The following is a 13,877-nucleotide window of genomic DNA, read 5'->3' as shown; positions in this document are numbered from 1 at the left end:
GGGGCTGGGGGTCATGGGCGCCCCCTCTCCCCCCCCTCCCCCCGGGGGGGCTGGGGGGGGGGGGGGGGGCTTTTCGTGGGACCGGGAGCGTCCGCGGTGCGGGACCCCCTCACCCAGCCCTCTCCCCGGAGGGGAGAGGGTGAGAGCGTTCACCATCACCCCTCCTCCCCCATCAGCAGCCGCGCGTAGCGCGCCAGCATCACCGGGCGGGAGGCGTTCTTCTCCGCCCAGGCGCGGCCGCGGCGGCCCATGGCGGTGCACACCGCCGGGTTGTCGAGCAGCAGCGTGACGGCGTCCGCCATCGCCTCGGCGTCGCCGGGCGGCACGCAGCGGAAGGCGCCGACCTCCGCGCCCAGCCGCTCCAGAGCCGAGCCCGCCTCGCAGGTGCAGACGAACGGCCGGCCGGCGGCCATGATGGTCACCGCCTTGCCGGGCATGGCGAAGGCCGCGCCCTCCGGACGTTGCGGCACCAGGTGCACGTCGCCCTCGGCCAGCCCCTCGTTCAGCCGGTGGCCGGGGGTCAGCGGCTCGAACGCCAGGTTGGGCAGCGCCATGCGCTCGGCGCGCTCGCGCAGCTCCGCCTCGATGCCGCCCTGGCCGCGCAGCACGACGCGGGCGTCGGGCACGCGGGTCTGCAGGATGGCCGCTATGTCCAGCACCACCTCCAGCCCCTGCTTGCGGGCGAAGGCGCCGCTGTACAGCACGGTCGGCGGCCGGCCGGGCAGGCGGGGCAGGGGGTGGATGCGGTCGGTGTCGACGTGCGGCGGGATGACGTGGACGGGCACGGTGACGCCCAACTCGCGCAGCACGTCGCGCATCGGCTCGGACAGCACCACCACGGCGTCGGCGCGGTTCAGCGCCAGCCGCTCCACCGCGCGCAGCGCCTTCACCGCCAGCCCGCCGCCGAGGCCGAGCGCGCCGGCCAGCCCGCTCTGGATGTCGTGCACGATGGCGACGTGGCGGCCGCCGGGCGCGGTGTAGCGGTCGGCGACGGCGACGCTGAAGATCGACGGGCACAGCGACAGCACCGCGCTGTGCGCCGGCACCCGCCCGCTGGCCCGCGCCGTCATGAAGCCGGAGTGCAGCACGCCCTCGTGCAGGAAGCGGGCGCGCATCCCGCCGCCCTTCGGGGGAATGGTCAGGAAGCGCTCGATGCGCACGCCGTCCGCCACCTCGCTGTCGCGGCGGCCGTCGGTGTACTCGGGATAGACCTGCTGGCCCGGATAGTTGGGCCGCGCGGTCAGCACCGTGGTCGCCGCCCCCGCCGCCGCGAAGGAGGTGGCGAGGTCGGTCATCATCGGCGCGCTGCCGGCCGGTTCCGGCCAGTAGCTCATGGCGACCAGCAGCACCGCCGGCGGCACGGCGACCTGATCGAGCGTCGGGCGGGTCTCGGACGAGGCGTGGAGGAGGGTGTCGGGCATCGCCTCACTCCGCCGCGGCGGCGTAGGGGGCGGCGCCGTTCTCCAGGAACCACGCGTAGGTTCGCCGGATTCCCTCGTCCAGCGGCATCCGGGCGCGCCAGCCGGTGGCGGCCAGCCGGGTGACGTCCACCACCTTGCGCGGGTGGCCGTCGGGCTTGCTCAGGTCCTGCTCGATGCGGCCGGTGTAGCCGACGGTCTCGCGCACCAGATCGGCCAGGTCGCGGATGGTGATGTCCTCGCCGGTGCCGAGGTTGATGAGCTCGCCCCCGTCGTAGGCGCGCATCAAGTGGATGCAGGCGTCGGCCATGTCGTCCACGTACAGGAACTCGCGCCGCGGCGTGCCGGTGCCCCACAGGGTGACGCTCGGCGCACCCGCCATCTTGGCGTCGTGGAAGCGGCGGATCAGGCCGGGCAGCACGTGCGAGGACTCCGGCTCGAAATGGTCGCCGGGGCCGTAGAGGTTGGCGGGCTGCGCGCAGATGGCGTTGAAGCCGTACTGCTTGCGGTAGGCCTGGCACATGGTGATGCCGGCGATCTTGGCGACGGCGTAGGGCTTGTTGGAGGGCTCCAGCGCGCCGGTCAGCAGCGCGTCCTCGCGCATCGGCTGCTCGGCGAGGCGCGGGTAGATGCAGCTCGATCCGAGGAACAGCAGCTTGCCCACCCCCGCCCGCCACGCCGCGTCGATGACGTTGGTCTGGATCAGCAGGTTGTCGCGGATGAAGTCGGCTCCCTGCCGCTCGTTGGCGAGGATGCCGCCGACCCGCGCGGCGGCGAGGAACACGCAGTCGATCTTCTCGCGGTCGAAGAAGGCGCGCACGGCGGCCTGGTCGGTCAGGTCCAGCTCGCCGCGGGTGCGCGTCACGAGGTTGGCGTGCCCTTCCGCGGCGAGCTGCCGGAGGATCGCCGATCCCACCAGCCCGCGGTGGCCGGCGACGAAGATCCGGCTGTCCTGATGCATGGTCATGGTTCCCCGCTTCCGTGTCGCGTCCGCATGCCGCTCATTCCGCCGCCCGCAGCGGCGCGTCGCCGGCGATGCGGTGGGCGTACCAGTCGACGACGCCCGGCAAGCCCTCGGCCAGCGGGATGCGCGGGCGGAAGCCGAGGCGTTCCAGGCGAGAGATGTCCGGGCAGCGGCGGTCGGTGCCGCCGGGGGCGGGCGGGCCGGCGATGACCTCCGCCTGGCGACCGAAGCAGGCCACCACCTGGCGGGCGAGGTCGGCGACGCTGACCTCCTCCGGGTTGCCGACGTGGTAGACGCCGAGGTGCTCGCCCTTCCCGATCACGGTGACGATGCCGTCCACCGCGTCGTCGATGTGCACGAAGGCGCGCGTCTGCGTGCCGTCGCCCTGGATCGGGAAGGCCACCGGGACGCGCGGCGCGCTGAGGCTGACCGCGGCGACGGCGCGGCGCACGAACTCCGGCACCACGTGCTCCCACCCCATGTCGGGGCCGTAGACGTTGTGCGGGCGGAAGATGGCGACGCGGTCGAAGCCGGTGCGCCCCCAGTTCACCGCCAGCAGCTCGGAGATCAGCTTCGACCCGCCGTAGGAATAGCGCGGGTTCAGCACGTCCGGCACCACCAGCGGCACGTCCTCCGGCGTCGGCACCATGGGCGGCGTCTGGTACGCCTCCGACGACGAGGCGAGGACGAGGTCGCCCACCCCCTCGGCCCGGCAGGCGTCCAGCACGTTCAGCATGCCGCGCACGCCGACGTCCAGCACCACCTCCGGCTTCTCGTAGAAGTGCCGGGTGCCGTTGACGGCGGCGAGGTGCAGCACGGCGTCGGTGCCGCGCACCGCGGTGCGCACGGTGTCGGCATTGCGGATGTCGCCGCCGACGAACTCGACGCTGTCGGCGATGCCGGCGAGGCGGCCCATGTGGCCGCGCGAGTTGTCGTCGAGCACGCGGACGCGGTGCCCGTCGTTCAGCAGGCGGCGGACCAGCGCGGCGCCGATGAAGCCGCTGCCGCCGGTGACGAGATAGTGCGCCATCGCCCCTTACCCCGCGTGCGCGAAGCGCGCCGCCCCGTGGCCGCCCAGCGTGATGTACGCGGTGCCCTCGGGGAGATCGACTTCGCGGCTGTTGAAGTTGTTCCAGAAGTCGTAGATGAAGCCCGGCCGGTCCATGCGGCTCGCCAGATCCGGCAGCGGCATGCTGGTGAAGACCGGGTGGTTGTTCAGGATCACCGCGAGGTTGGCGCCGCGCACGGCGCCGTCCATGCTCTCCGCCGGCTCCAGGCCGAAGGCGCGGATCTGGTCCGGCGCCACCACCGCGTCGAAGCCGCGCCAGCGCGCGGTGGGGAAGCGGGCGCGCAGCTCGTCGAACACCGGCTTCGCCATGGTGCCGCGCAGGTCGTCCGTCGCCGGCCGGCCCTTGAAGGCGAGGCCCATCAGGCTGATCGTCGGCTCCCGCGGGAAGCCCTGCATGGAGTTGGCGAGGGAGTGCAGGAAGCCGGCGACCTCCTGCGGCTGGGTCTCGTTGACGTGGCGGCCGGCGGCGGTGATCTCCAGCTCGACGCCGTGCTCGCGCGCCCCCTCGATCAGGATGTGCGGGTCCTTCTCCAGGCAGGGGCCGCCGACCGGGCCGGGCAGCGGCAGGTTGGTGCGCGGGTAGCCCAGCTTGCCGGCCCGCACCACCTCCGCGGCGCTGATCTCCAGGCTGTTGCACAGCCGCGCGATCTCGTTGGAGAAGGCGAAGGTGACGTCGCGGTAGGTGTTGTCCACCAGCTTGATCAGCTCCGCCGTCTCCAGCGTCGAGACCTTGACCGTGGTCGGCGTCAGGAAGCCGAAGATCTGCGAGGCGCGCGCGGCCACGTCCATGCTCTCGGCGCCGATGATCTGCGGCAGCTGCTCCAGCTCGACCAGCGCCTGGCCCTCCAGCGTGCGCTCCGGGCAGAAGGCGATGTCGAAGCGCTTGCCGCACGCGTCGAGGATCGGCTTCACGACGCCGCGGGTGGTGCCGAGCTTCACCGTCGAGCGCAGGATCACCATGTCGCCGTCGTTCAGGCACTCGGCCACCTGCCGGGTCGCCGCTTCGATCATGTCGGTGCGCACGCGGCCCGTCCGGTCCAGCGGGGTGCCGACCGTGATGATGTAGACGCTGTGCCGGCGTTCGCACTCCGGCGTCCGGCCGAAGCTGAACCGGCCGCGGCTCAGCACGTGGCGCAGCCGTTCGGCGAGGCCCGGCTCGTGGAAGTGGGGCAGGCCCTGGGCCAGCTTGTCCAGGATGTCGCCGCGGATCTCCACGCCGTGAACCTGGAAACCCGCGTCGGCCATCGCCACCGCCAGCGTCATGCCGACATAGCCGAGGCCCAGCACGCAGACGTTGCGGTCGGGAAAGGAGTTGGGAAGCATTCGTCCGTGGCCCTGCCTAAATTGACGCCATACTCAGAAAGGCGTCGCCCATGCGCCGCCCCGTAAGTGCCTCAGTGCCAACAGGTTCTAGCCGGGGATTGTTCCCCTGATTCCAATGAATTAGATAGATTCGAAAGAGAAGATAGCCGGATCGTTTGACCTGTCGGGCAGGATGTCGACAGTATTGCAAGAGAAATTCTGGAAATGTACTTGCGGGTGGAGCGGCGCGGCCGGGCATCATCCGTCCGCGCGGCTTGCCTATCCGTTGGGGGCGCCCTCATGCGGAGGCTCCGACCAGCCGGCGCAGGCGCGACACCGCGACCAGCCCGGCGAGCGGCACCGCCGCCGCGTAGACCATCGCCATGCACGTCCCGCCCACCGCCAGGACTGCCAGCGGGTGGCGCGGCACCGCCTGCGGCAGCAGGTGTTCGATCAGCACCCAGCTGGCCACCGCCAGCAGCGCGCAGGCCGCCGCCCGCGCCGCGATGCCCAGGTAGAGCTGCCCGACCGCGCGCCGGTGCAGCCACGCCATGCCGGCGGTGCACACCAGCTCCGACGCCAGCGTGGCGGCGGCGGAGCCCTCCATGCCCCAGCGCGGAATGGCCCAGAGGTTGAGCCCCGCGTTGATCGCGCCGCCGGTCAGGATCACCGCCATGTAGCCGGTCTGCCGGTGCCAGACCAGCAGCGGATTGCCCAGCACCATGTTCAGGTAGATGACGCCCAGCGCCGCCATCAGCAGGCGCAGCGCGTTGACCGCCGGGGCGTAGGCCTCGCCGAAGAACAGCATCAGGATCTCCGGCGCCAGCGTCAGCCCGGCCGCCGAGGCCAGCGCGCCGACCACCAGCATGGTGGTGGCGTAGTCGTGCATGCGCAGGCGCATCCGCTCGTGGTCGCCGTAGGCCGAGGCGAGCTGCGGCAGGAAGCTGTTCATGACGATGTGGCCGGCGGTGGAGGCCAGCATCAGCACCTTGAACGAGGCCGCGTACCAGCCGACCTGCGTCTTGTCGGCCATGAAGCCCAGCATCACCGTGTCGAGGTGCGAGAAGATCGCCCAGGCGAAGACGCTGACCGCCATCGGCGCCGCCGCGGTCAGCATGACGCGCCACGCACCCAGGTCGAAGCGCGGGTGCGGCGCCCCGAACTCGCGGGTGTAGCGGACCACCACCAGCAGCGCGTTGAACAGCACCGACAGTGCGGTGATGCCGGCGGCGATCACCACGTCGTCGGGGCCGCGCACCAGCGCCAGCGTGGCGATCATGGTGACGATGGCGTTGCCGGCCTCCCGACCGGCGATGACGCCCATCCGCTCGGTGCCCTGGTAGTAGAAGTCGATGATCAGCGCCTGCCCGAACAGCTGGACGATCTGCACCCACAGCACCGCCTTGACCAGGAACGGCTTGTCCAGCGCGTAGACGATCAGCGCGTACAGCCCGCCGACCAGCACGGCGAGCAGCACGCGGATGGTCAGCACATGGTCGACGATCCGCTTCGCCTGGCTGCGGTCGCGGGCGATCTCGCGCACCGCGTAGGTGGACAGGCCGAGGTTCACGAACAGTGCGGCGTAGGCGATGAACGCGGTGCCGAAGCCGATGAAGCCGTAATGCTCCGGCCCGAGGTGGCGCGCCGTCCACGCGGTGGCGACCAAACCGAAGGCCATGGTCAGCACCTTGGCGATCGCCAGCGCCCGGATGTTCAGGAAGATGAGCCGTCCGGCGGACATGCGAAGTCCAGTGTTGTGGCAACAAAGAGCCCCTCTCCCTCGACGGGAGAGGGGTTGGGGAGAGGGTGGCGACGCGAACCTTCGCGGGCTTCGCCCGCGCCCCCTCATCCCCAACCCCTCCCCCGCGAGGGGGGGAGGGGCTATTAGTTCACGTAGTACCGGCGATACCCGTGGTAGCGGCCGCTGTCCGGGAACTCGTACTGGGCGTGGCGGCGGGCATCGACCTGGCTGAACAGCACGCCGACCACATCGGCGCCGGCCTCCACCAGCTCCTTCAGGCCGGCCATGGCGGTCTCGCGCTTGGTCTTGCCCCAGCGGACGATGAACACCGTCTGGTCGGCCAGCGCGGCCAGCAGCTTGCTCTCCGACACCGCCAGCACCGGCGGCGAATCGAGGATCACCCGGTCGTATTCCAGCGCCAGGCGCGAGATCAGCTGGTGCATGCGGGCCGAGCCCAGCATGTCCTGCGGCAGCGCCGAGCCGTGGCCGGCGGCGATGACGTGCAGCCCGGTGCGCGGGTCGGCCTGCACCACGTCCTGCACCGCCGCCTGACCGGACAGCACCTCGTAGAGGCCGCTGCGGTTCTCCAGGCCGAGCATGCGGTGCAGGCCCTTGCGGCGCAGGTCGCAGTCGACGATCACCACCCGCTGCCCGGCGTTGGCGCAGATCCGCGCGAAGCCGCCGGCGACCGAGCTCTTGCCCTCGTCCGGCACCGCGGAGGTGAACAGCAGCACCCGCTGCCGCCCGTCCGGGTTGGCCAGCAGCAGCGTGGTGCGCAGGCTCTGCAGCGCCTCGGTGTAGGAGGACAGCGGCTTGTCGATCACGTAGTCGGCCGGGCTGCCGCGCAGCCGGCCCCAGCGGCCGATGGTCGGCACGATGCCCAGGCCGCGCACGCCGGTCGCCAGCTCGAACTGGTGCGGGCTGCGGAAGCCGCGCTCGAAGTACTCGACCAGCATGGCCAGCAGCACGCCGACCGCGCCCGACGCGATCAGCGCCAGGATGACGATCAGCTTCTTGTTGGGCTGGCTGGGCAGCAGCGGGATGGCGGCCTGCGAGACGACGCGGGCGTCCGGCTGCTGGATGTCGTTCTGCGAGGAGATCTCCTGGAAGCGGGTCAGCAGCGTCTCGTACATGGTCTGCGAGGTTTCGGCGTCGCGCTCCAGCGTGCGCAGGGTGACGGTGGACTTCTGCTGATCGTCCACCTTGCCCTGCAGCTCGTCCAGGCTGGCCTTCAGCGACGCCTCGCGGCCGCGCGCCAGCTCGACCTCGTTGTTGAGGCCCTGGACGATCTTATCGACCTCCATCCGCATCTGGCCCTGCAGGTCGCGCAGCTGGCTCTGCAGGGCCTGGATCGCCGGGTGCTTGCCGCCGTAGCGCTGGTTGGCGTCGGCCATCTGGCGCTGCAGCTCGACCTCCTGCCGGCGCAGCGACTGGATCAGGCCGTTGCCCAGCACGTCGCCGATGGTGCCGACGCTGCGCTGGTTGCGCGTCAGGTTGACGACCTCGCGCTGCTTGGCCTCCGCCGCCTCGCGCTGGGTGCGGGCGAGGACGTAGTTGGTGTTCAGTTCGGCCAACTGCTGGGTGGAGATGGTGCGCGCCTCGCCGGACGCGGTCAGGCCGGTGCGGGCGCGGAACGCCTCGGCCGCGTCGCCGGCCTCGCGGGCCTCCTTGCGGACCTCGGCGATGCGCTCCTCCAGCCACGCGGTGGCGCGCTTGGTGGCCTTGAACTTCTCGTCCAGCTGATCGACCAGATACATCTGGGCGATGGTGTTGACGATGGTGGACGCCTTGCGCGGGTCCTCGCTGTCGAAGGTCACCGAGAGCACGTAGGAGCGGCCCTGCGGCCGGACGTTCAGGTTGTCGAGCACCGCGTTGACCACCGAGGTCTTGCGGTTCTTGGCCTTCTCCTCCTCGGTCAGCTCGATCGCCGGGCGGTTGCCCTGGAGCGAATCCCGCCACGAATCCGGGATCCAGTTGCGCGGGTTGAGGTAGACGAGCAGCGGGTTGGGCGGCGGCCGCAGGTCGGCGTTGAATTCCGGATCGTTCACCAGGTTCAGCCGGTCCACGATCTTCTCGGCGAAGGTGGGGGACTTCAGCACCGCCACCTCGCTCTGCATCACGCTCATGTCGGCGCCGAGGCCGCCGAGCACCTCCTCGAACTTCGTCACCGAGGTCTTGCGGTGCTCCAGCATCACCAGCGTCTCGGCGGTGTAGAGCGGGGTGAGCTGCAGCGCGATCCCCACCGCGGCCCCCGTGCCCAGCAGCATGGTGACGCCGATCAGCAGCTTGTGCCGCCACAGCATGCCGGCGGTGCGGCGCACCGCGTTCACCGCGGCGTCCGAGATGTTGAAGCTGACCTGTCCGCCCGGCCTCCGTGCGGGGTATTCCTGTATCTCCTGCGTCGCCAAAGCCGGTCCTCCCACATGCCTCCGACGCCGCCGGGGCGGCATAGTCCTGGGGGCATGAACACCCTGGAGAGGGTGCCGTTTCACGCGTGCTGCGGTGCATCCGGACAGGCAAGTGCGCCCTTGTGGGTCATCCGTTGGAACCAGCGAGCCGTCGGTATGGACCCGTGCGGGACGCTTGCCGATAATGGCCAAGTCTTTTTCGCGGGGAGGGCGGCATGGCGCTGACGGGTACGGACTGGCTGGACGCGTTTCCGGCACTGGCGCAGCTGGAACCCGAGGCGATGGCCCTGCTGTCCGCCGAGGGCGTGCGCGTGCACCTGCCGCGCGGCACGGTGCTGTTCCAGGCCGGCGCCTTGTGCCAGAGCTACCTGATGATGCTGGACGGCTCGGTCCGGGTGCAGATGGTGTCGGAATCCGGGCGCGAGATCGTCCTGTACCGGGTGGCGCGCGGCGAGACCTGCATCCTCACCACCGCCTGCCTGATGACGCGCACCGGCTACAGCGCCGAAGGCGTGGGCGAGACCGACATCGACGCGGTGGCGCTGGGCGCGTCGGCCTTCCACGCGCTGCTGGCGCGCTCGGCGGTGTTCCGCGACTTCGTCTTCGAGTCCTTCGGCAACCGGCTGACCGGCATGATGGCGCTGGTCGAGGAGGTCGCTTTCGGCCGCGTCGACCTGCGTCTGGCGCGCTTCCTGGTGGAGCACCGGGACGCGGACGGCGGGCTCGACACCACGCACCAGACGCTGGCGGTGGAACTCGGCACCGCGCGCGAGGTGGTGAGCCGGCAGCTCAAGGAGTTCGAGCGGCGCGGGCTGGTCGAGCTGACGCGCGGGCGCGTGCTGGTGCGCGACGTGCGCGGGCTGGAGGGGCTGGCGGCGTAAAGGTTACGTGCGCCGCAGCGCCAGCACCGCGTTCAGCCCCCCGAACGCGAACGAGTTCGACAGCGCCACCCGGATCGGCATCTCCCGCGCCGCGTTGGGCACCGCGTCCACCGGGCAGGCGGGGTCCGGCTCGGTGAAATTGGCGGTCGGCGGGACGATCCCGCGCGTCAGCGCCAGCACCGTCGCCACCGCCTCCAGCGCCCCCGCCGCGCCCAGCGCGTGGCCGAACATGGACTTGGACGACGACACCGGCAGCCGCGCCGCCCGCGCGCCGAACACGTCGTGGATCGCCTGCGCCTCTGCCACGTCGTTGGCGGCGGTGGCGGTGCCGTGCGCGTTGATGTAGTCCACCGCCTCGGGATCCAGCCGCGCGTCCGTCAGCGCGGCGCGCATCGCACGTGCCGCGCCCCGCGGGTCGGGGGCGGTGATGTCGCCGGCGTCCGCGCCCAGGCCGACGCCGGCCAGCCCGGCCAGGACGGCGGCGCCGCGGCGGCGGGCGTGCTCCTCGGTCTCCAGCACCAGGACCGCCGCGCCCTCGCCCAGCACCATGCCGCTGCGGTCCTTCGAGAAGGGGCGGCAGGTGTCGGAACTGGCGATCCGCATCGCCTCCCAGCCCTTGAGCGCGCCGAAGCTCAGGCTGGCCTCGGCGCCGCCCGTGATCACGACGTCGGCCATGCCGGCGCGCAGCAGCATCAAGGCCATGCCCAGCGCGTGGCCGGACGAGGCGCAGGCGCTCGACGCCGCGAAGGCCGGGCCGGTGATGCCGAACTCCATGGACAGGTGTGCGGCCGGGGCGCTGAACATCAGGCGCGGGATGGTCAGCGGGTGCAGGCGGTTGGCCCCCTCGCCGTACAGGCGCAGGAAGGCGTCGTCCAGCGTGGTCATGCCGCCCACGCCGATGCCCAGCACCACCCCAGTGCGTTCGGACAGCGGTCCGGCGAAGGACAGCCCGGACATGCCCACCGCCTCGCGCGCCGCCACCAGGGCAAGCTGGCTGGTCCGGTCGAGCAGGCTCAGGCGCTTCGGGTCGATATGCGCCGCCGGGTCGAAATCGCGCACTTGGGCGGCGACGGGGATGGCGAGCGGCCGGTCGGGCATGCCGGCCAGCGGGCCGATGCCGCTGCGCCCGGCGAACAGCGAATCCGCGAAGGCCGGAACGCCGATCCCGATGGGCGAGACGACGCCCAGCCCGGTTACGACGGCATGGGTCATGGGGCGCGCGTCACGCCGCGCGGCTCTCGCCGATCACGGCCTCGACGGCGCGCAGGATGTCGCCGACGGTGGCGAACTCCTGCCGGGCGTCGTTGGCGTTGAAGGGGATCGCGATGTCGAAGCGGTCCTCCAGGGCGAAGACGATCTCGATCACGTCGAGCGACGCGATGGCGAGGTCGGCGAGGCGGGCGTCCGGCGTTAGCCGCGCGCGGTCCACCTGCCCCTTCTCGGCGATGATGGCGAGGACGTCGTCTTCGATGTTCGCGGGGGTTGGACTCATGCGGCGGCTCCGGCTGTGCCGCCGCAAAGGTTACCGCGATTCCAAGGCCTTGATTCGATTCTTTAGGTCTACCACGTCCGCGAAGTAGCGCTTCAGGCGGCCGAGGTTCTTGTACTGCTCGAACGCCTCGGTGCGCGGCACGGCGGGATAGCCCATCCACACCGTCTTCGGCGGGATGTCGCGCCCGACGCCGGAGTTGGCGGCGACCACCGAATCGCTGCCGATGGTCTTGTGGTCGGCGACGCCCACCTTGCCGGCCAGCACCACGCGGTCGCCGATGGTGACGCTGCCCGCCACGCCGACGTGGCCGCACAGCATGCAGTTGGTGCCGATCACCACGTTGTGGCCGATCTGCACGAGGTTGTCGATCTTGGTGCCGTTGCCGACGCGGGTCGCCGTGACCGTGCCGCGGTCGATGGTGGCGCCGGCGCCCACCTCCACGTCGTCGCCGAGGATCACCGTGCCGATGGAGTTGACGCGGCGGATCAGCACGTTGGTGGCGGTGACCCGGCCGCTGGCCTTGGCGGTCTCGACGCTGCCCGGCTCCGGCGTCACGAAGCTGAAGCCGTCGTTGCCGACCGCGGCGTTGGGGTGGATGATGCAGCGCTCGCCCATCTCCACCCGCTCGCCGATGCGGGCGCCGGGGTGGAACAGGCAGTCGCGGCCGGCCACCGCCCCGGCGCCGATGGTCGCGTGCGGCATCACGATGCAGCCGGGGCCGAGCTTCGCCCCGGGGCCGACGTAGGCGAAGGGGCCGACCGACACGCCCTCGCCCAACTCGACGTCCGGCGCCACGAAGGCCTGGGGGTGGACGCCGGGCTCGGCGTGCACCGGCTTCTCGAACACGTCCATCAGGCCGGCCATGGCGTAGCGCGGGCGCTTCACCAGGATGGCGCCGGCAAGCCCGGCCGGCACCTCGGCGCCCTCGGCCAGCACCGCGGCGCGCGCCCTGGTGCCGGGCAGCAGCGCCAGCAGCTCCTTGTCCATGGCGAGCGCCAGGTCCCCGGGCCCCTCGGCCTCGGACGGGTGGACGGCGCGGGCGATCTCGATGGAACCGTCGCCCTCGACACGGGCGTCCAGGGCGGCGGCGATCTCGGCGAGCTTCATGGGCGGGGCGCTTCGGGCTGCGGTGACGGGGCGCTACCCCTAGCACGAAACGCAGACCGACGAAATGCCGAGGCGGGAGGGGCAATCCACGGTGGTGGGGGGCGCGTATCAGGAGCGGATCTGCAAAGGGACGGTTGATGGACGGATGGGATTCCTCGTGGGTGGACGCCGAGGCGGAGCTGTGCCGGCTCATCTATTTCAGCCAGGTGCGCGCCGGCCTGTCGCGCGCCGACCTCAAGGACATCCTCGCCCGCTCGCGCCGCAACAACGCCGCGGTCGGCGTGACCGGGGCGCTGTGCTTCGACCAGAACCGGGTCCTCCAGGTGCTGGAAGGCCGGCGGCTGCACGTCAACCGGGTGTTCGGCCGCATCCTCGCCGACCCGCGCCACCATGACGTGGGACTCGTCACCTTCACGCCGGTGGCGGAGCGGCTGTTCCCGGTGTGGTCGATGCTCTACGTCGGCGCCGACCGGCTGACGCAGGACGTCTGCCGCCGCTTCTGCGGCGTGGCCGGCTTCCACCCCGAGCGCCTGACCGCCGAGCGCGCCACCCAGCTGGTGGCGCACTTCGCCGGTCTGGCCGCGCCGGCCGGGGAGGCGGCCGGGGAGGCGGAGGAGGCGGCCTGACGGACCGGAGGGGGTGGGGGGCTCATTCCCCCGTCTGCAGCAGCGCGCCGCGCACCCGCGCCTGGCGGAACGACCACAGGAAGCTGCCGGCGCACAGCGCCATGAACACCAGGTTCAGCCCGGCCGCCCAGGCCATCTGCCGCCACTCCAGCGTGCCGTGGAAGACCAGCGCCCGCATGCCCTCGAACACGTGGGTGGAGGGCAGGGCCAGGGCCACCCACTGCAGCCACCCGGGCAGCACCGAGACCGGGTAGTAGACGGCGCTGACCGGCGCCAGCATGAACACCAGGATCCACGCCAGCCCCTCCGCCCCCATGCCGTAGCGCAGGATCAGCGCCACGGTGAACAGGCCGAGCGACCAGCCGAACAGCAGCAGCAGCGCGAAGAACAGCCCCAGCGGCAGGCCCATGGAGAACACCGAGTAGCCGAAGAACGGCACCGCCAGCAGCGCCGCCGGCACCACGCCGATGATGGTGCGGATCAGGCTCATCACCATCAGCGAGACGACCCACTCGCCCGGCCGCAGCGGGCTGACGAACAGGTGGCCGAGGTTGCGCGACCACATCTCCTCGAGGAACGACACCGACACGCCGAGCTGCCCGCGGAACAGCACGTCCCACAGCAGCACGCCGGAGATCAGCACGCCCGCCCCCTGCGCCACCCAGCTGCTGTTCTGCGCCATGAACTGGTTGATGTAGCCCCACAGGATCATCTGCATGGTGGGCCAGTAGGCCAGCTCCAGGAACCGCGGCCACGACCCGCGCAGCAGGTACCAGTAACGCAGCACCATGGCGCCGACGCGGCGGGGGGAGAGGTCGAGGGTGTCGGTGAGGGTCATGGGGCTCTTTCCGTATGCTCTTGCCCCCTCC

Annotated in this window: 12 protein-coding genes; 2 read left to right on the top strand and 10 right to left on the bottom strand. The window is 71.4% G+C overall.

Features of this window, described 5'->3' with window-relative positions:
• Positions 1–155 precede the first annotated feature (155 nt).
• The 6 genes from ACRWK7_RS29405 to ACRWK7_RS29380 form a co-directional block, all read right to left on the bottom strand.
• Positions 156–1,421 carry a glycosyltransferase family 4 protein gene (locus ACRWK7_RS29405; RefSeq protein ID WP_431860457.1) on the bottom strand — a complete coding sequence of 422 codons (1,266 nt, stop codon included), beginning with the start codon at positions 1,419–1,421 and terminating at the stop codon, positions 156–158.
• Positions 1,422–1,425: 4 nt separating this feature from the next.
• A complete protein-coding gene (locus tag ACRWK7_RS29400) occupies positions 1,426–2,379 on the bottom strand; it encodes a GDP-L-fucose synthase family protein (protein WP_431860458.1) in 954 nt (317 codons plus the stop codon).
• Between the two features lie 40 nt (positions 2,380–2,419).
• Entirely contained in the window at positions 2,420–3,412 is a 993-nt protein-coding gene (locus ACRWK7_RS29395; RefSeq protein WP_431860455.1) for an NAD-dependent epimerase/dehydratase family protein, read from the bottom strand.
• Between the two features lie 6 nt (positions 3,413–3,418).
• On the bottom strand, positions 3,419–4,774 hold the full coding sequence (locus ACRWK7_RS29390) for a nucleotide sugar dehydrogenase (protein WP_431860453.1): 1,356 nt from the start codon (positions 4,772–4,774) through the stop codon (positions 3,419–3,421).
• A gap of 277 nt (positions 4,775–5,051) precedes the next feature.
• Positions 5,052–6,494, bottom strand: a complete 1,443-nt coding sequence (locus tag ACRWK7_RS29385; protein ID WP_431860452.1) for a flippase — start codon at positions 6,492–6,494, stop codon at positions 5,052–5,054.
• 143 nt (positions 6,495–6,637) lie between these two features.
• Entirely contained in the window at positions 6,638–8,902 is a 2,265-nt protein-coding gene (locus ACRWK7_RS29380; protein WP_431860450.1) for a GumC family protein, read from the bottom strand.
• A 215-nt stretch (positions 8,903–9,117) separates the two neighbouring features.
• Between ACRWK7_RS29380 and ACRWK7_RS29375 the strand changes: the two genes are divergently transcribed.
• On the top strand, positions 9,118–9,783 hold the full coding sequence (locus tag ACRWK7_RS29375) for a Crp/Fnr family transcriptional regulator (protein WP_431860448.1): 666 nt from the start codon (positions 9,118–9,120) through the stop codon (positions 9,781–9,783).
• 3 nt (positions 9,784–9,786) lie between these two features.
• Here the strand turns inward: ACRWK7_RS29375 and ACRWK7_RS29370 are convergent, their stop codons facing one another.
• Genes ACRWK7_RS29370 through lpxD form a run of 3 tightly spaced genes read right to left on the bottom strand, consistent with a single transcriptional unit; the run spans position 9,787 to position 12,382 of the window.
• A complete protein-coding gene (locus tag ACRWK7_RS29370) occupies positions 9,787–10,995 on the bottom strand; it encodes a beta-ketoacyl-[acyl-carrier-protein] synthase family protein (protein ID WP_431860446.1) in 1,209 nt (402 codons plus the stop codon).
• A 10-nt stretch (positions 10,996–11,005) separates the two neighbouring features.
• Positions 11,006–11,275 (bottom strand): phosphopantetheine-binding protein, encoded by a 270-nt coding sequence (locus ACRWK7_RS29365; protein ID WP_431860445.1) that lies wholly within the window; start codon positions 11,273–11,275, stop codon positions 11,006–11,008.
• Between the two features lie 30 nt (positions 11,276–11,305).
• Positions 11,306–12,382: a UDP-3-O-(3-hydroxymyristoyl)glucosamine N-acyltransferase gene (gene lpxD, locus ACRWK7_RS29360; RefSeq protein WP_431860443.1), complete on the bottom strand. Its 1,077-nt coding sequence runs from the start codon at positions 12,380–12,382 to the stop codon at positions 11,306–11,308.
• A gap of 137 nt (positions 12,383–12,519) precedes the next feature.
• Here lpxD and ACRWK7_RS29355 point away from each other — a divergent pair, with 137 nt between their 5' ends.
• Positions 12,520–13,008, top strand: coding sequence for a BLUF domain-containing protein (locus ACRWK7_RS29355; protein ID WP_431860441.1), 489 nt, complete (start codon positions 12,520–12,522; stop codon positions 13,006–13,008).
• Positions 13,009–13,030: 22 nt separating this feature from the next.
• Here the strand turns inward: ACRWK7_RS29355 and ACRWK7_RS29350 are convergent, their stop codons facing one another.
• On the bottom strand, positions 13,031–13,846 hold the full coding sequence (locus ACRWK7_RS29350; RefSeq protein WP_431860439.1) for an ABC transporter permease: 816 nt from the start codon (positions 13,844–13,846) through the stop codon (positions 13,031–13,033).
• Positions 13,847–13,877: the final 31 nt, after the last annotated feature.

It is taken from the genome of Azospirillum sp., from assembly GCF_050789165.1.
Note: the sequence above shows the minus strand (reverse complement) of the source record. Positions and strands in the feature narration are given on the sequence as shown.